Annotated in this window: 19 protein-coding genes; 11 read left to right on the forward strand and 8 right to left on the reverse strand. The window is 71.1% G+C overall.

Features of this window, described 5'->3' with window-relative positions; all coding sequences use genetic code 11:
* Position 1 precedes the first annotated feature (1 nt).
* Positions 2-952, reverse strand: a complete 951-nt coding sequence (locus tag ABZT06_RS15460; RefSeq protein ID WP_355740350.1) for an NADP-dependent oxidoreductase — start codon at positions 950-952, stop codon at positions 2-4.
* A gap of 71 nt (positions 953-1,023) precedes the next feature.
* On the opposite strand from ABZT06_RS15460, the gene ABZT06_RS15465 reads away from it, so the two are divergent.
* Both ABZT06_RS15465 and ABZT06_RS15470 read left to right on the forward strand, forming a co-directional pair.
* On the forward strand, positions 1,024-1,992 hold the full coding sequence (locus ABZT06_RS15465; RefSeq protein WP_355740352.1) for a helix-turn-helix domain-containing protein: 969 nt from the start codon (positions 1,024-1,026) through the stop codon (positions 1,990-1,992).
* A 61-nt stretch (positions 1,993-2,053) separates the two neighbouring features.
* Positions 2,054-2,890, forward strand: a complete 837-nt coding sequence (locus ABZT06_RS15470) for a hypothetical protein (RefSeq protein ID WP_355740354.1) — start codon at positions 2,054-2,056, stop codon at positions 2,888-2,890.
* Between the two features lie 7 nt (positions 2,891-2,897).
* On the opposite strand, the gene ABZT06_RS15475 is transcribed toward ABZT06_RS15470, so the two are convergent.
* A complete protein-coding gene (locus tag ABZT06_RS15475) occupies positions 2,898-3,461 on the reverse strand; it encodes a TetR/AcrR family transcriptional regulator (RefSeq protein ID WP_355740356.1) in 564 nt (187 codons plus the stop codon).
* Positions 3,458-3,820: a DUF1304 domain-containing protein gene (locus tag ABZT06_RS15480; protein ID WP_355740358.1), complete on the reverse strand. Its 363-nt coding sequence runs from the start codon at positions 3,818-3,820 to the stop codon at positions 3,458-3,460. The genes ABZT06_RS15475 and ABZT06_RS15480 overlap by 4 nt, the downstream gene beginning before the upstream one ends.
* Positions 3,821-3,975: 155 nt before the next feature.
* On the opposite strand from ABZT06_RS15480, the gene ABZT06_RS15485 reads away from it, so the two are divergent.
* Both ABZT06_RS15485 and ABZT06_RS15490 read left to right on the forward strand, forming a co-directional pair.
* Positions 3,976-4,443, forward strand: a complete 468-nt coding sequence (locus ABZT06_RS15485) for a pyridoxamine 5'-phosphate oxidase family protein (protein ID WP_355740360.1) — start codon at positions 3,976-3,978, stop codon at positions 4,441-4,443.
* Positions 4,444-4,521: 78 nt separating this feature from the next.
* On the forward strand, positions 4,522-4,914 hold the full coding sequence (locus ABZT06_RS15490) for a VOC family protein (protein WP_355740362.1): 393 nt from the start codon (positions 4,522-4,524) through the stop codon (positions 4,912-4,914).
* A gap of 1 nt (position 4,915) precedes the next feature.
* On the opposite strand, the gene ABZT06_RS15495 is transcribed toward ABZT06_RS15490, so the two are convergent.
* Together ABZT06_RS15495 and ABZT06_RS15500 are read right to left on the reverse strand one after the other, a co-directional pair.
* On the reverse strand, positions 4,916-5,212 hold the full coding sequence (locus ABZT06_RS15495) for a DUF4235 domain-containing protein (RefSeq protein ID WP_355740364.1): 297 nt from the start codon (positions 5,210-5,212) through the stop codon (positions 4,916-4,918).
* 1 nt (position 5,213) lies between these two features.
* Positions 5,214-6,251, reverse strand: a complete 1,038-nt coding sequence (locus tag ABZT06_RS15500) for a glutathione S-transferase C-terminal domain-containing protein (protein WP_355740366.1) — start codon at positions 6,249-6,251, stop codon at positions 5,214-5,216.
* A gap of 101 nt (positions 6,252-6,352) precedes the next feature.
* Here ABZT06_RS15500 and ABZT06_RS15505 point away from each other — a divergent pair, with 101 nt between their 5' ends.
* The gene (locus tag ABZT06_RS15505; RefSeq protein ID WP_355740368.1) at positions 6,353-7,324 is read left to right on the forward strand and encodes a cation diffusion facilitator family transporter; all 972 of its coding nucleotides are present in this window, start codon (positions 6,353-6,355) and stop codon (positions 7,322-7,324) included.
* A gap of 62 nt (positions 7,325-7,386) precedes the next feature.
* On the opposite strand, the gene ABZT06_RS15510 is transcribed toward ABZT06_RS15505, so the two are convergent.
* The gene (locus ABZT06_RS15510) at positions 7,387-7,836 is read right to left on the reverse strand and encodes a nitroreductase family deazaflavin-dependent oxidoreductase (RefSeq protein WP_355740848.1); all 450 of its coding nucleotides are present in this window, start codon (positions 7,834-7,836) and stop codon (positions 7,387-7,389) included.
* Positions 7,837-8,250: 414 nt separating this feature from the next.
* On the opposite strand from ABZT06_RS15510, the gene ABZT06_RS15515 reads away from it, so the two are divergent.
* Positions 8,251-9,450, forward strand: a complete 1,200-nt coding sequence (locus tag ABZT06_RS15515) for a cytochrome P450 (RefSeq protein WP_355740370.1) — start codon at positions 8,251-8,253, stop codon at positions 9,448-9,450.
* Positions 9,451-9,468: 18 nt separating this feature from the next.
* Positions 9,469-9,669, forward strand: a complete 201-nt coding sequence (locus tag ABZT06_RS15520) for a ferredoxin (RefSeq protein ID WP_053852060.1) — start codon at positions 9,469-9,471, stop codon at positions 9,667-9,669.
* 775 nt (positions 9,670-10,444) lie between these two features.
* Here the strand turns inward: ABZT06_RS15520 and ABZT06_RS15525 are convergent.
* On the reverse strand, positions 10,445-10,996 hold the full coding sequence (locus tag ABZT06_RS15525; RefSeq protein WP_355740372.1) for a TetR/AcrR family transcriptional regulator: 552 nt from the start codon (positions 10,994-10,996) through the stop codon (positions 10,445-10,447).
* 93 nt (positions 10,997-11,089) lie between these two features.
* Here ABZT06_RS15525 and ABZT06_RS15530 point away from each other — a divergent pair, with 93 nt between their 5' ends.
* The 3 genes from ABZT06_RS15530 (at position 11,090) to ABZT06_RS15540 (ending at position 13,122) form a co-directional block, all read left to right on the forward strand.
* On the forward strand, positions 11,090-11,548 hold the full coding sequence (locus ABZT06_RS15530) for a nuclear transport factor 2 family protein (protein ID WP_355740851.1): 459 nt from the start codon (positions 11,090-11,092) through the stop codon (positions 11,546-11,548).
* A 12-nt stretch (positions 11,549-11,560) separates the two neighbouring features.
* Positions 11,561-12,073 carry a flavoprotein gene (locus ABZT06_RS15535; protein ID WP_355740853.1) on the forward strand — a complete coding sequence of 171 codons (513 nt, stop codon included), beginning with the start codon at positions 11,561-11,563 and terminating at the stop codon, positions 12,071-12,073.
* Positions 12,074-12,150: 77 nt separating this feature from the next.
* Positions 12,151-13,122, forward strand: coding sequence for an aldo/keto reductase (locus ABZT06_RS15540; RefSeq protein WP_355740374.1), 972 nt, complete (start codon positions 12,151-12,153; stop codon positions 13,120-13,122).
* Between the two features lie 47 nt (positions 13,123-13,169).
* Here ABZT06_RS15540 and ABZT06_RS15545 read toward each other — a convergent pair whose 3' ends face one another.
* Positions 13,170-13,970, reverse strand: coding sequence for a phytanoyl-CoA dioxygenase family protein (locus tag ABZT06_RS15545; protein WP_355740376.1), 801 nt, complete (start codon positions 13,968-13,970; stop codon positions 13,170-13,172).
* Between the two features lie 69 nt (positions 13,971-14,039).
* Here ABZT06_RS15545 and ABZT06_RS15550 point away from each other — a divergent pair, with 69 nt between their 5' ends.
* Positions 14,040-14,966 carry a helix-turn-helix domain-containing protein gene (locus ABZT06_RS15550; RefSeq protein WP_355740378.1) on the forward strand — a complete coding sequence of 309 codons (927 nt, stop codon included), beginning with the start codon at positions 14,040-14,042 and terminating at the stop codon, positions 14,964-14,966.
* Positions 14,967-15,279 lie beyond the last annotated feature (313 nt).

Below are 15,279 nucleotides of genomic sequence, written 5' to 3' on the forward strand. Positions count from 1 at the left end.
GTCAGTCGACCACCAGGACCAGCTTCCCGGTCGTACGGCCGGTGTCGCCGAGCTCGTGAGCCTCGGCGGCATCGGCCAGCGGGAACGTCCCCGCGATCGTGGGCCGCAGCTCACCCTTCTCCACCAGGTCCGCGATCGCGTTCATCCCGGCGCGGTCCGCGTCCACGAGCATCCGCAGGGCCCTGACGCCGAGCCGCTCGGCTTCCTTGTCGAACTCGTCCGAGCCGACCGGCAGGATCGACACCACGATCCCGCCCGGCCGCAGCACCCGCAGCGACTGCACCGACGTGTCGCCGCCCAGCGTGTCCAGCACCACGTCGACGTCCTTCACCGCCTCGGTGAAGTCGGTCTCCCGGTAGTCGATCACCTCGTCCGCGCCCAGCTCGCGCAGGAAGTCGTGCTTGCCCGCGCTCGCGGTGCCGATCACGTACGCGCCCCGCGCCTTGGCGAGCTGCACGGCCACATGACCCACCCCGCCGGCCGCCGCGTGGATCAACACCCGCTGTCCCGGCTGCAGTTCGGCGTTCTCGACCAGCGCCTGCCAGGCGGTCAGCGAGACGAGGGGCAGCGCACCCGCCTGGGTGTGGTCGATCGACGCCGGCTTGTGCGTGAGGGCCCGCACCGGCGCGACGACGTACTCGGCGTGCGAACCGTGGCCCCATGGGTACGGCAGCATGCCGAACACCTCGTCGCCGGGCTTGAAGGTGGCGACCCCGATGCCGACCGCCTCGACCACGCCGGAGACGTCCCAGCCGAGGACGAACGGCGGCTGGCCGAGGAAGCCGCCGGTGGCGCGGTGCTTCCAGTCGGTGGGGTTCAGGCCGGCCGCCCGCACCCGGACCAGTACCTGGTTCGCGCGCGGCGCGGGGCGTTCGACCTCGGTCTCCTTGAGGACCTCGGGACCGCCGAGGGTGTCCTGGCTGATGGCTCGCATGGTGTTCACAGTGCTCATGGTCGTCCAGCCTGCCCGGCCCCGCCCGCTCGGGAAATGGCACGATTGCCAAGCTTCGATAGGATCGTGCCATGCGACATGTGGATGAGGCCCAGCGGACCGAGCGGGTCGTGGTGCTGGCCCTGGACGGCGTGTACCCCTTCGAGCTGGGCATCCCCAGCCGGATCCTCGGCGCGGCCGACGGCCGGTACGAGGTGCTGACCTGCTCGGCCGACGGCCGACCGGTGCGCAGCAACGCCGACTTCACCATCGGCGTCGAGCACGGACCGGAGATCCTCGCCACGGCCGACACCGTGGTGATCACCCCCGTCTCGGCGGACCGGATGCCCGCCGAGCTCTCGGAGGAGGTGCGCCGGGCGCTCGCCCGCATCCGCCCCGACGCCCGGATCGTCTCCATCTGCACCGGCGCCTTCGTCCTCGCCATGGCCGGCCTCCTGGACGGCCGCCGCGCCACCACCCACTGGCAGCTCGCCGACCACTTCCGGCGCCTTTTCCCGCACATCGACCTCGACCCCGACGTGCTCTTCGTCGACGACGGCCGCATCCTCACCTCGGCCGGAGCCGCCTCCGGTGTGGACGTCTGCCTGCACCTGGTCCGCAAGGACCACGGCGCCGAACTCGCCAACACCGTCGCCCGCCGCTGTGTGGTCCCGCCCTTCCGGGACGGCGGCCAGGCCCAGTACATCGAGCAGCCGGTCCCGGAGGAGGGTGCCGCGAGCACGGCCGGGACCCGGGCCTGGGCGCTGGAACGCCTCGACGAGCCGCTGACCCTGGGCGACCTGGCAGCCCACGCCCGGATGAGTCTGCGCACCTTCGCGCGCCGCTTCAACGACGAGGTCGGCATGAGCCCCGGCCGTTGGCTGATCCAGCAGCGCGTGGTCCGGGCCCGGCACCTCCTGGAGTCCAGCGATCTGTCGGTCGACCGGATCGCGGGCCGCGTCGGCTTCGCCACGGGCGCGTCCCTGCGCCAGCACCTGCACGCGGCCATCGGGGTGTCACCGCAGGTGTACCGGCGCACGTTCCAGACGGCGGCGCGCTGAACGTTCCGGGGCCCCTTGGCGTCGAAGGATCATGCAGGCGGACGGTCTTCAGGGGGCGGGAATGCGCGGAGTGCGGTGGGTGGTGCTGGCCGTCACGGCCATGACGGTCGTGGGATGCGAGTCCGGGGAGGGCGTGGTGGTCGAGGGCGCCGCACCGGCCACCGTCTACGACGGGCCGATGAAGGTCCCCAGGAAGGAACTGGACGGGCACACACCGCAGGCGCTGCGGCTCGCCTCGGGTGCCGCCGGCCGGGCCCTGGAGTGTGTGGGAGAGATCTACAACGGCAACGGCCCCGACGGCTGGAGCAGGGACGACGGCGGAGACAGCCCCGAGGAGGGACTGAAGCTGTACTTCGACCTGTTCGACCCGGGCGACCCCCGCTCCGGCTACCGCGTGGAGCGCCGGGAGACGGACCGCGTGCTGTACTCCTACGACGTCGGCGGCCGGACCAAGGTGGCGGTCGTGGTCGCCAAGGACCAGAAGGGCAGGCCCGGTTGGGGCCCGGAGACCAGCGCGTCCTGCGACCCGTCCGAACTCCCGGCCGAGTGGACCGCCTCGCACGGCTACGAGATCTGGACCGACCGTGCGGGTGAGCGGGTGCCGACCACCGAGGTGAGCAGCGGCACGGGGGACGACCACTGCGGCTGGGGGCAGGTGCGCTTCCTCGACCTCGGCGGGCGCGCGTACGCCCGTGACCCGGAGGGTCTGCTCGAACCCGGCATGCTCACCGCGGCCTACGACGGCTCGGTCGCCCTGCCGGCGAACGCGCACGACACCGGATACCGGTATCAGGACCGGGAGTTGTGGCTGACCGGCGACCGACGGACGGCGTACGTCCGCACCCGCGACGGAGTGGAGGCATGGCCCCTGCTCAAGGAACACGTGGCCTGCGAATGAGGGCGGTTCACCGGCTGGCGTGCAGGGCGACCAGCAACTGCCAGACCTGGTCGGCGATGCCGGCTGCGGAGGCGTCGAGCAGGCCGTGCAGCCAGTCGGCGAGGACACCGGCGAAGGTGGCGGCGACCGCGGAGGCCACCAGGGGGGCGTCGGCGGCGCCCGCGAGCTCGCGCTCCCGCAGACTGTAGGCCCGCAGATCCCGGTGCAGCACCCTGCCCAACGGTCCGCCGCCGCCCGGCGCGAGCAGGGACCGATACAGGGCAGCGTGCGGGGTGAGCGAGGCGAAGAACTCCGCGAGCGCGGGAGGCGCGTGCACCGGGTCGGGCCGCCCGCGCCAGGCGTGCAGGGCCTCCACCGCGTCCCGTACGACGTCCGCGCAGGCGTCGACGGCGAGCGCCTCCAGGCCGTCGTAGTGCACGTAGAAGGTGGCCCTGCCGACCCCGGCCCGCCGCACCAGCGCGGCCACACCGACCTCCTCCAGCGGCCGCTCGGCGCACTCCGCGAGCAGTGCCTCCCGCAGCCGCGCCCGGGTGCGGGCCGCCCGCGGGTCCTCGGGTGCGGGGCGGGTCACTGCGCCACGAGTACAGCGGCCAGGGCGAGCGCGCCGGGCAACGCCTGCGCGGCGAGGATCCGGACGTTGGCGGTGACGGCGCCGTACACACCGGCGACGATCACGCAGACCAGGAAGAACACCTGCGCCCGGAACCCGGTCGGGTCCCCGGCGACGAGCCCCCACACCAGCCCCGCGGCGAGGAACCCGTTGTACAGCCCCTGATTGGCGGCCATCGCCGCGGTGGCCCGGGCCATCTCCCGGTCGAACCCGTGGAAGGACATCCCCGGCTTCTTCTGCCACAGGAACATCTCCATCACCAGGATGTACACATGCAGCGCCGCCACCAGGCCGACCAGCACGTTCGCCAGGATCTCCATCAGCTTCCCCTACTTCTTGGACGTGTGTCCACTATAGCTGGACATCCGTCCAGGAAGTCCACTGTGAGGATCGACCGGGAAACCCGGAGGTGGAAACGGGACCGAACGGCCAGACTGATCCCTCAGTTGTTGATCCAGCAGGAGGACGCACGCCGATGGCCCCACAGCCGCCACGCCCCGCCGCGCAGCGCAAGCAGGACACCCTGCGCCGACTGGAGCACGACGAGGACGTCTGGGTCGCCACGGCCCCGGCCGACGACTCGGGAGTGCCGTATCTCGTCCCGCTCTCGTTCCTCTGGGACGGCTCCACCGTCCTCCTCGCCACCCCGGTCGCCAGCCCCACCGGCCGGAACCTCAAGGCGACCGGCAGAGTCCGGCTCGGCCTCGGGCCCACCCGGGACGTCGTGGTGATCGAGGGGGCGGTGGAGACCGTCACCCAGGCTGAGTTGAGCGAGGAGGAGGGTGACCGGTTCGCCTCCGTGACCGGCTTCGATCCCCGTCGGCTCACCACGCCCTACCTGTACTTCCGTGTCCGTCCGCAGCGCGTGCAGGCCTGGCGGGAGGCCAACGAGCTCACCGGGCGTGAGCTGATGCGGGACGGACAGTGGCTGGTCGCCGACTGAATCCGCCGTGCCGGGATATCCGCAAGGTACAGGGCCGCAGGGCGCCGACGCCCCGTGGCCGAACCCTTCGGAGGAGACATGGCACTGGTGAAAGCGGGGGTCGTCGTGCTCGACTGTGCCGAGCCCGAGAAACTCGCCGTGTTCTACAAGGAGCTGCTGGCGGCCGAGGAGACGGAGGCGACCGCCAACCGCGTGGAGATCAGGGGAGCGGACGGCTTCCGGCTCGCGTTCCGCCGCGACGTGAACGCCACACCGCCCAGCTGGCCCCGCCCCGAGAACTCCCTCCAGGCCCACATCGACTTCGTGGTGGAGGACCTGGACGCGGTCGAACGCAAGGTGGTGGAGCTCGGCGGGCGCCCGCTGGACACGAAGGACGTGGCGGGGCCGTTCGAGGAACGCGGGTACGCCGACCCCGCCGGACACTCCTTCACCGTGCGCACGGTCACCCCGACCGCGCCCAAGCAGGGCTGAGTCAGTCGCGGCCGCCCTTCTCGTCGGTCGGCCAGACTCCGGTGGAGCGTTCGATGGCTGTGGCGCCCGCGCGGTCCACGGCGCTGCGCACCACGGCGAAGATGGCGCCCTGGACCGCCGCAGCCAGCAGGATCTCTCCCCAGCCGCGGTCACGGTCCAGGGCGTCGGGGGCGTTGTCCTCGTGCCGGATGGCCTTCCAGGTCTTCTGGAAGGCCAGTCCCGCCAGCGTTCCGCTCGTCCAGCCCAGTACGAAGCCGAGGGGCTTGTAGGCGAGGGGCAGCTTCTTCTTCTTTGCCACGTCAATCTCCTTGCTCAGTGGTGGGTCGGTGGTGCGCCGGGACCGCTTCGGCCGTCGGGACCGGACCCGGCGGGGTCCCGTCGCCGAACGGACGGCCGCCGAGCTCCGCACGGTGATGCGGCGTCAGCCAGCCCGCCAGGTCCGGCCCGAGCGGCACGATGCCGGTCGGGTTGATACCTGTGTGCACCTGGTGGTAGTGCCGCTTGATGTGGTCGAAGTCGACGGTGTCACCGAAGCCCGGCGTCTGGTAGAGATCGCGGACGTATGCCCACAGCACCTCGTTCTCCGTCAGCTTCCAGCGGTTGCACTTGAAGTGACCGTGATAGACGGCGTCGAAACGCACCAGTGTGGTGAACAGCCGGATGTCCGCCTCGGTGATGGTGTCCCCGACGAGATACCGCTGCCGGGCCTGCCGCGGGGTCAGCAGGTCGAGTCGGCGGAAGACGCCCGCGCACGCCTCCTCGTACTCCTGCTGGCTCGTGGCGAATCCCGCCCGGTACACGCCGTTGTTGACGTCCTCGTAGACCTCCGCCATCACCGTGTCGATCTCGTCGCGCAGCGCCCGCGGATACAGATCGGGCGCCCCGTCCCGGTGCAGGGCCGTCCACTCGGTGGCGAGGTCCAGGGTGAGCTGCTGGTAGTCGTTGGTGACGAGCTTCCCGCTGGGAACGTCCACGAGCGCGGGCACGCTCACCCCGCCCGGATAGTCGCTCTCCCGTTTGTCGTAGGCCTCGCTGAGGTAGCGGATACCGAGCACCGGGTCGCGGCCGTCCGGGTCCAGGGTGAAACGCCAGCTGCGGTCGTCCTGGATCGGGTCGGTGATCGCCATGGAGAGGGCGTCCTCGAGCCCGAGCAGCCGTCGCGAGATGACCGCCCGGCTCGCCCAGGGACACGCGCGGCTGACCACCAGGCGGTAGCGGCCGGCCTCCACCGGCCAGCCGTCCCGGCCGTCGGCGGTCACGCGGTCCGCGAAGTGGCTCTTGGACCGCTTGAACGCCTTGTGGCCCAACGCGCTGTTGCCGTCGTCGGCGCTGCCCATGCTTCCTCCTGTCTGTGCCGGACGCCTGTCCTGGTGGACGCGTTCCCCGTTTTCGGGAATCGGCACGGTGTGAGTGACCCGGAGGCGGGCAGTCGGCGTGGGTGAGCGGGACATCGACGAACGACACAGCAGACCGGAAAACACGCGTCACCGTACTGGTGGCACTCGCGGCGAACCTCGTGATCGCGGTCGCCAAGGCCGTCGGCGGCCTCCTGGCGGGCTCGCCCGCGCTGCTGTCGGAGGCGGCGCACTCCGTCGCGGACAGCCTCAACGAGGTCTTCCTGCTGGCCGCGCTGCGCCGCAGCAGGCGGCCCGCCGACCGCCGCCACCCCTTCGGCTATGGCAAGGAGCGGTTCTTCTGGTCGCTGATCGCGGCCGTCGGGATCTTCGTGATGGGCGGCTGCTTCTCGGTCTTCCAGGGCGTCGAGGCGCTCCGCAACGGCGCCGAGGAGAAGTTCAGCGGCTATGTGGCCGGCCTGATCGTGCTGGGCGTGTCCTTCGTCGCCGAGGGGATCTCGCTGCTGCGGGCGCTGCACCAGGTGCGCAAGCAGGGCGGGGTCGCACAGGGCATGCGCGACCCGGCCCTGCGCACGGTCGTCGCCGAGGACGGCACGGCGGTGCTCGGCGTGACGCTGGCTATGATCGGCATGGCGCTGCACATGGTCACCGGGCAGGTCGTGTGGGAGGCGTCCGCCTCACTGGCCATCGGCGCGCTGCTCGTCTACGTGGCCTACCGCCTGGGGCGCGAGGCCAAGGGGCAGCTGATCGGTGAGGCGGCCGACCCGGAGGCCAGCTCGCGGATCCGGGAGCTGCTGGAAGCACAGCCCGAGATCGACAGCGTGGAGGCCCTGTTCACCATGAAGATGGGGCTGGACTCGGTCCTGGTGGCCGCCCGGGTGGACCTGGTGCCGGGCCTGGACAGCGAGCGGGTCGAGGAGGTCGCCGTACGTATCAAGCGGTCCGTCTCGCGGACCGTGGCCGAGGCAGACCAGATCTTCCTCGACGTGACCGACCGGCCGGCCGAGGAGGCACGGGAAAGCCCCGCCGCGACGGGGGAACGCGGCGGGGCCTGACGCTCGGGTGCCCGGCCGAAGTCGCTTCATGCGGCTTCGGCCGGAGATTTTTCCGAGGGCGGTCAGTTGCCGTCGACGGGCTCCAGGACGAAGACCGGAATCACCCGGTCGGTCTTCGTCTGGTAGTCGGCGTACGGCGGGTACGCCGCGACGGCACGCTCCCACCACTTGTCCCTCTCCGCGCCGGTGACCTCGCGGGCGGTGAAGTCCCGCTTGACCGGGCCGTCCTGGAGCTCGACCTGCGGGTCGGCCTTGACGTTGTGGTACCAGACCGGGTGCTTGGGGGCGCCGCCCTGCGAGGCGACCACCGCGTAACTCCCGTCGTGCTCGACGCGCATCAACGGTGTCTTGCGGATGTTGCCGCTCTTCGCGCCACGGGTCGTCAGCACGATGACCGGCATCCCCGTGTCCATGAGCGTGTTCCCCTCGGTGCCACCGGAGCTCTCGTACAACTCCACCTGGTCACGCACCCATTGGGCCGGGCTGGGCTCGTACTTGCCCTCAAGAGGCATGGTCACCGTCTCCTCGTCGTCTGCTACGGGGTTCCCGCACGGTTCTTCAACACCGTCCTGAACGGGAATCATCCCCTCCGGGTTCCCAGGGGCCCGCTGAGCATGACCGGCCGTGACGTCGCTCGGCCGCAGCAGCACGGAGGCTGCCGAACCGCCCGATCATGGCCACCGGGGCGTACACCGTCCGCGCGCGGCATGGCCGGATACCGAGGTGGGCGGCCAAACCACGGCAGCCCGGATTCCGGGCTACGGCCGCCCCGGCAGGAAGGTCGTCCTCCGCTCTCCTCCCCTCGGCGACGGTCTCCGGCCAGATTGCTCCCGTCCCCGATCTGGCCGAACTTCTCGTCGCCCTATAGATGCCCCGAGCATCTAATGAAGATCTGCACGACGCACCCTTCGTCTGCGAGGTCTTCCATGACGGAAACGGAACCCGTCGCCTTCCCCCAGGACCGGACCTGCCCCTACCACCCGCCCACCGGCTACGAATCCCTGCGTGCCACCCGCCCGCTGTCCCGGATCACCCTCTTCGACGGCCGCCCGGCCTGGCTGGTCACCGGACACGGCACCGCCCGCGCCCTGCTCGCCGACTCCCGGCTGTCCACCGACCGCACCCGCGACGGCTTCCCCGCGCCCACGGCACGCTTCGCGGCGATCAAGAACCGGCGGACCGCGCTGCTGGGCGTCGACGACCCCGAACACCGCGTCCAGCGGCGCATGATGGTCCCCAGTTTCACACTCCGCCGGGCCACCGAACTCCGCCCCCGGATCCAGGAGATCGTGGACGAACGCATCGACGCGATGATCGCCCAGGGCCCGCCCGCCGAGCTGGTGACCGCCTTCGCGCTGCCCGTCCCCTCGACCGTGATCTGTGCCCTGCTCGGCGTGCCCTACAGCGACCACGACTTCTTCGAAGGACAGTCCCGGCGGCTGCTGCGCGGCCCCACGGCCGACGACGTGACGGACGCCCGCGACCAACTCGAGAAGTACTTCGACGAACTCGTCGACCGCAAACAGAAACAGCCGGAGCCCGGCGACGGTGTGCTCGACGAACTCGTCCACCTTCAGCTGCGGAACGGCGAGCTGAGCCGTGCGGAACTGATCGCCCTGGCGATCATCCTGCTGGTCGCCGGTCACGAGACCACCGCCAACATGATCTCGCTCGGCACCTACACCCTCCTCCGACACCCTGACCGGCTGGCCGAGTTGCGCGCCGACCCGGCGCTGATCCCGAACGCGGTCGAGGAACTCATGCGGATGCTGTCGATCGCCGACGGACTCCTGCGGGTGGCCGTGGAGGACATCGAGGTGGCAGGGACGACGATCCGCGCGGGCGAGGGGGTCGTCTTCTCGACCTCGGTCGTCAACCGCGACGAGGGCGTCTACGCCGCCCCGGACACCCTCGACTGGCACCGGCCCGCCCGCCACCACATCGCATTCGGCTTCGGCATCCACCAGTGCCTCGGACAGAACCTCGCCCGCGCCGAACTGGAGATCGCCCTGCGCACCCTCTTCGACCGGCTCCCCACCCTGCGCCTGGCCGCCCCCGCCGAGGAGATCCCCTTCAAACCCGGCGACACGATCCAGGGGATGCTGGAACTCCCCGTGACCTGGTAAGAGGCTCCGACGATGCACATGGACATCGACATCGACAAGGACGTCTGCATCGGGGCGGGCCAGTGCGCCCTGGCCGCCCCGGGCGTCTTCACCCAGGACGACGACGGCTTCAGCGCCCTCCTGCCCGGCCGGGAGGACGGCGGCGGCGACCCCATGGTCCGGGAGGCCGCCCGTGCCTGTCCCGTCGCCGCGATCACCGTGTCGGAGACGGTGAGCTGAACCGGCGAGGCGGGTCGAGCCCCCGAGTCCACGACGCCCGCCCTCTGGCCCTGACAGTGAACGCGAACAGCAGCCGCCGACCGAGTCGACGACAAGGCGGACGCCCCCGTGGACCAGGGCGACGGCCGCGAACCGGGTCGCTCGGGCGGCGCCACGGTCTCTGCGTTGACCGTCCGGGCGACCCCGCTGCTTCACGGGCGCCTCGGGTGCAGAGGGGCCGAGTCGGCCTGCCGCAGCATTTCCGGTGTCGTCACGTTCAGTGTCCCGGAGTGCCACGTCTCCTCGGCGACCGTCGGGGCCCCGCAGCTTCGCCGGCGCCTCGGGTGGCAGCGGGGCCTGCCGCAGCACGCCAGGGAGACCCGGTCGAACCCTATCCAGTCGGCCGCCACTCGGTCAGCGGCAGCGAGGCCGATCTTGAACCTCGTCGTGCCGTCCGGGATAGTGAAGGTCGCTGAACTCTTCGTCCAGGTCGTTGTGTTGAACGGATTACCCGCGACTCCCCCGGTGCCGTCACGTTCGGCACCCCGGGCAGCGCCACGGTCTCTCCGGCAGCCGACCGGGTGCCCCGCAGCTTCACCGGGGGTCGGCCTGCCGCAGCCGTCGCCGGTGTCGGCACGTCGAGCCGCCCGCCCACATCATCGCCTCGCGCGGCGGCCAGGAAAGCCCCACCCTCACCCTGGCCGGTCTGTTGCCGCACCTGGGGTCTGGAGGAGCTCGCGACGGACTCCCGCGGGAGAGCCCGCGACCGAGTCGGGGCGCTCCCCGTCGCCTGACCTCAGTGGGCGTCCAGCAGCAGCCGGGCCGCTTCGCGCGCCTCGGCGGCAGGGCGGGTGCTTCGCGTGATGCCCGCCGTCACCATGGCGCCCTCGGCGAGCAGGAAGAGCGGTCCGGCCAGCGCCGCGGGCCGCCCCGCTGCGGCCACGAGGGAGGCGAGGTAGGCCCCGAACGCCGTCTTGTGCGCCCGGACCTGGTCCGCCACCCGGTCCGAGGTCGCGCCCAGTTCGCCGTACGAGTTGATCCACGCGCACCCGCGGAAGCCCTCCTCGCCGAACCATTCCTCCAGCCAGTCGAAGACCGCGAGGATCCGTTCCTCGGGGGCCGGCCGGAGTTCCACGAACTCGGCGAGCCGACCCCGCCACCGTCCGTCCCGCCGCTCCAGATAGGCCTCCACCAGCTGCTCCTTGGCCGGGAACAGCTGGTAGAGCCGCTTGAGCGAGACCCCGGACGCGCCACGTATGTCGTCCATGCCGACGGACTGGATGCCCCGCCCGTAGAACAGCTCCTCGGCGGCGTCCAGCACCCGCTCACGGGCCACTGCGCTGTCCATGGACGACCCTCCTTGACGCGAGAACGTGCGTTCTCCTACGTTAGCAGTGCCATGGAGAACGCACGTTCTCCGATAGCCGCCCTGGGGGACGCCGTGACCGACCGCCCGCCCCTGCCGCCCTTCACCCGCGAGAGCGCCGCCCAGAAGGTGCAGGCCGCCGAGGACGCCTGGAACACCCGCGACCCGCAGCGGGTGGCGCTCGCCTACTCGGAGGACTCCGTGTGGCGCAACCGCGGCACCTTCGTCACCGGCCGCGCCGAGATCGTCGAGTTCCTCACCGCGAAGTGGGCGCGCGAGCGGGAGTACGCCCTGCGCAAGGGCCTGTGGGCGTTCGACGGCAACCGCATCGCGGTGCGTTTCCAGTACGAGTGCCAGGACACCGAAGGCCAGTGGTGGCGGTCGTACGGCAACGAGCTGTGGGAGTTCGACGAGCACGGTCTGATGACCCGGCGCGAGGCGAGCATCAACGACGTGCCCATCGAGGAGAAGGAGCGCCGGATCCGCGGACCGCGGCCCGAGAGCGAGCGGGGGCTGTCCTTCCCGCTTCAGTAGGGTTCCGGCGTGATGGAACAGGACGAGATACCCCCCTTCTTGTACGTCGTCGTCTGCGCCGCGGGGGTCGCGGCGGACGTCGGCAAACTGATCACCGCGGCGCAGGAGAGGGAGTGGCGCGTGGGCGTCATCGCCACCCCCACCGCCATGAACGGCTTCTTCGACACGGCCGCCGTCGAGGCGCAGACCGGCTGTCCGATCCGCTCGGCGTGGCGCCGCCCGGGGGACCCGCGGCCCTTCCCCGACCCGGACGCGGTCGTGGTCGCCCCGGCCACCTTCAACACGGTCAACAAGTGGGCGGCCGGTATCGCCGACACCCTCGCCGTGGGCACGCTGTGCGAGGTGGCCGGCCGGGGCGTGCCGGTCGGCGTGCTGCCCTGTGTCTCCGACGACCTCGCCGCTCACCCCGCCTACCAGGACAGCCTGATCCGGCTGCGGGGGATGGGAGTGCGGATCGGAGACCCCTATGAGGGCGCCGAGGGCGAGGAGTTCGGGTGGGAGCGGGCGCTGGACCTGGTCGAGTAGGGACGAGCGGGGACCTTGATCGCGCGCGAAGTCGTACGCTCCCTTTCGGACCCCTCTCGAAGGCAGGAGCAGCAACGATGCAGTACGTGAAGCTCGGTTCGACGGGCCTGGACGTCTCGCGGATCTGTCTGGGCTGCATGTCCTACGGCCTGCCGGACCGCGGCGTGCACGAGTGGACCCTCGACGAGGAGGCGTCGCGGCCCCTGATACGGCAGGCACTGGACGCCGGGATCACCTTCTTCGACACCGCGAACGTCTACTCCGACGGCACCAGCGAGGAGATCGTCGGCAAGGCCCTCGCGGACTTCGCGAACCGCGACGAGATCGTCCTCGCGACCAAGGTGCACGGCCGGATGCGGTCCGGCCAGAACGCCGCCGGGCTGTCCCGCAAGGCGATCATGACGGAGATCGACCACAGCCTCAAGCGCCTCGGCACCGACTACGTCGACCTCTACCAGATCCACCGCTTCGACCCCCACACCCCGGTCGAGGAGACGATGGAGGCGCTGCACGACCTGGTGAAGGCGGGCAAGGTGCGCTACATCGGGGCCAGTTCGATGTACGCCTGGCAGTTCTCGAAGATGCAGTACACGGCCGAGCGGCACGGCTGGACCAAGTTCGTGTCCATGCAGAACCACTACAACCTCCTGTACCGCGAGGAGGAGCGCGAGATGCTGCCGCTCTGCGCCGACCAGGGCGTCAGCGCGCTGCCGTGGAGCCCGCTGGCCCGCGGTCGCCTGACCCGGGACTGGGGCACGGTCACCGACCGCAGCTCCACCGACGACTTCGGCAGCCGCCTCTACCAGGAGGGCGACCGCACCATCGTCGAGACCGTCACCCGCATCGCCGGCGACCGGGGCGTCTCCCGCGCCCAGGTGGCGCTGGCCTGGCTGCTGGCCCGGGACACGGTGGCGGCCCCGATCGTGGGCGCGGGCAGGCCGCACCACATCGAGGACGCGGTGGCGGCGGTCGAACTGGAGCTCAGCGACAAGGAGATCGAGGAGCTGGAGGGGCCGTACACGGCCCGCCCCATCGTCGGTCACGGCTGAGTCCGGTCTCGGCTGAGTCGGGTCACGGCCGGGCTCTGTCACGGCGGCTAGTGCGGTCCGTGCGGTGAGAACTCCGTGCCGCACGGGCCCGCCCCCTCGCTCTCCGGCAACGGCACCCGCGCACCGCTCATCGACAGCGTCCGGTAGTAGTGCCCGATGCGCTCGGTGGAGGCTCCCACGTAGTGCCCGATGAACGACCGCCGGAACCGGTCGGCCGTACGGTTCGGCTGCGACCCGTGCACCAGGCTGCCGTTGAAGAACAGGACGTCCCCCGGCGCCATGTCCACGGGCGCCGCGGCGAGCCCGGGCGGCGGTGCCACGTACTCCCGCGCGAACGACACCTCGGAGTCGGCGAGTTCGGGGCAGAACAGGTCCATCCGGTGCGTGCCCGGGACGACTTCCAGCCCTCCGTTGTCCCGGTCGATCACATCGCAGGCCACCCAGGCCGCGACACACGTGCCCGGCTCCACCCGCAGATAGAAGTTGTCCTGGTGCAGCGCCTGCCCCCGCGCCCCCGGCGGCTTGAAGTAGAACATGCTCTGCGCGGCCAGCACCTCCTCCCCGAGCAGCGTCTCCAGCACCTCCCGCAGCCGGGCGTCCAGCAGGAACCGCAGGGCGAGGTCGTTGATCTCGTGCGGCTGCATCACGCGCGGATACCGCCGCAGCGGATCCGCCGACTCGCTCGGCGCGCTCGGCTCGAAGTGTCCCGGCACCGGACCGCCCGCGTGCAGTGCCGTGAACTCCCCGCACAGCCGGTCGATCTCGTCGCGTGCGAACAGCCCGCGGACGACCATGAAGCCGTCCTCCTGGAACTGCCGGACCCCTGGCTCGATGCCCGTGACTGTCATGCGTCCACTCCTCGGTCGGTTGTGTTCCACTCGTCACGCTAGGCCGCAGCCCGTGCGAGGAGGATGCCCGTGACCGCCGACGGATTGCCCGGGACCGCTGCGCCCGGCGACCCCGGACCACCGCCGGGCCTCGTGGTCGTCGGCCGCTACGACGAACTCCCGGGCTACGCCGTCCATCGGCCGCGCGGCGCCGACAGCTGGCTGTTCACCTGGACCGTGGGCGGCCGGGGCAGTCTGAGCCAGGGACGGACCGAGACCCACGCGGGCGCCGGGGACCTGGTGGTGCTCGCCCCCGGCGCCCCGCACCGCTACGGCGTCGGACGGGGCGCCGCGCACTGGGAGTTCTGGTGGGCGCACTGCGGAGCCAGACCGGCCTGGAGCGCTTGGCTGGGACCACACGGCAGGGGAGACGGCATGTACGTCGTCCCCGCGGATCCCGCCGGGGACGGTCCGCACGCCCGCGTCGAGGCAGCCTTTCGCCGGATGCTCGCCGACGCCCGCCGGCCCCGCACCGGCACCCCGCCCGGGACCGACCCGCCGGACGACCGGGTCGCCGTCGCCGTGGCCCACGGCACCACCGCCCGTGAACTCGCCCTGTGCGCACTGGAGGAGGTCGTCCTGCTCACCGCCGGTACCGCACGCCGGGCCCGGACCGGTACGGAGGTGGACCCCCGGGTGCGACGCGCCCAGGAGCTGATCGCGGCCGACCCCGGCGCTCCGCACACGGTGCGGTCGCTCGCCGGCGAGGTCTCGCTGTCACCGTCCCGGTTCGCCCACCTCTTCACCCGGCAGCTGGGCCGCTCACCCATGCGGGCGCTGCGCGAGGCGCGGTTGCAGCACGCCGCCCGGCTGCTGGAGAGCACCGACCTCTCCGTGGAACGCGTCGCCGCCGCCTCCGGCTTCGCCAGCCCCTTCCACTTCAACCGCGTCTTCCGCCAGCGCTACGGCACACCACCCGGGGCGTACCGGGCGGTCGGTCCAATGGTTGGGGCATGACATCATGGGGTGACCCGGATGCGCTGTGGAGTGGAGGTTCAATGGTTGCCTGGATCTCTTCGCGGAGTTAACTGAATCCTGTTTCCAAATGACGAAATCAGGAGAACCACAATCCGCGAGGCGTTGGTGTTGACGAATTGTCTATCTATGGCGGGCGTACGGGAAGCGCAAAACCGCGAGATCACTTGTTGGGCGTCCCTGACCTGTGTAAAGGTGTGCCTTGTCAGCACACAGACAATGGATATTTCCCCTGTGTGCTCTTGACCCCCTCCGTACGCCCTTCACGCTTCAAAAGAGCTGTCCCAGGCGGACG

The sequence above is a fragment of the Streptomyces sp. NPDC005483 genome, from assembly GCF_040606035.1.
Classification (GTDB): domain Bacteria; phylum Actinomycetota; class Actinomycetes; order Streptomycetales; family Streptomycetaceae; genus Streptomyces.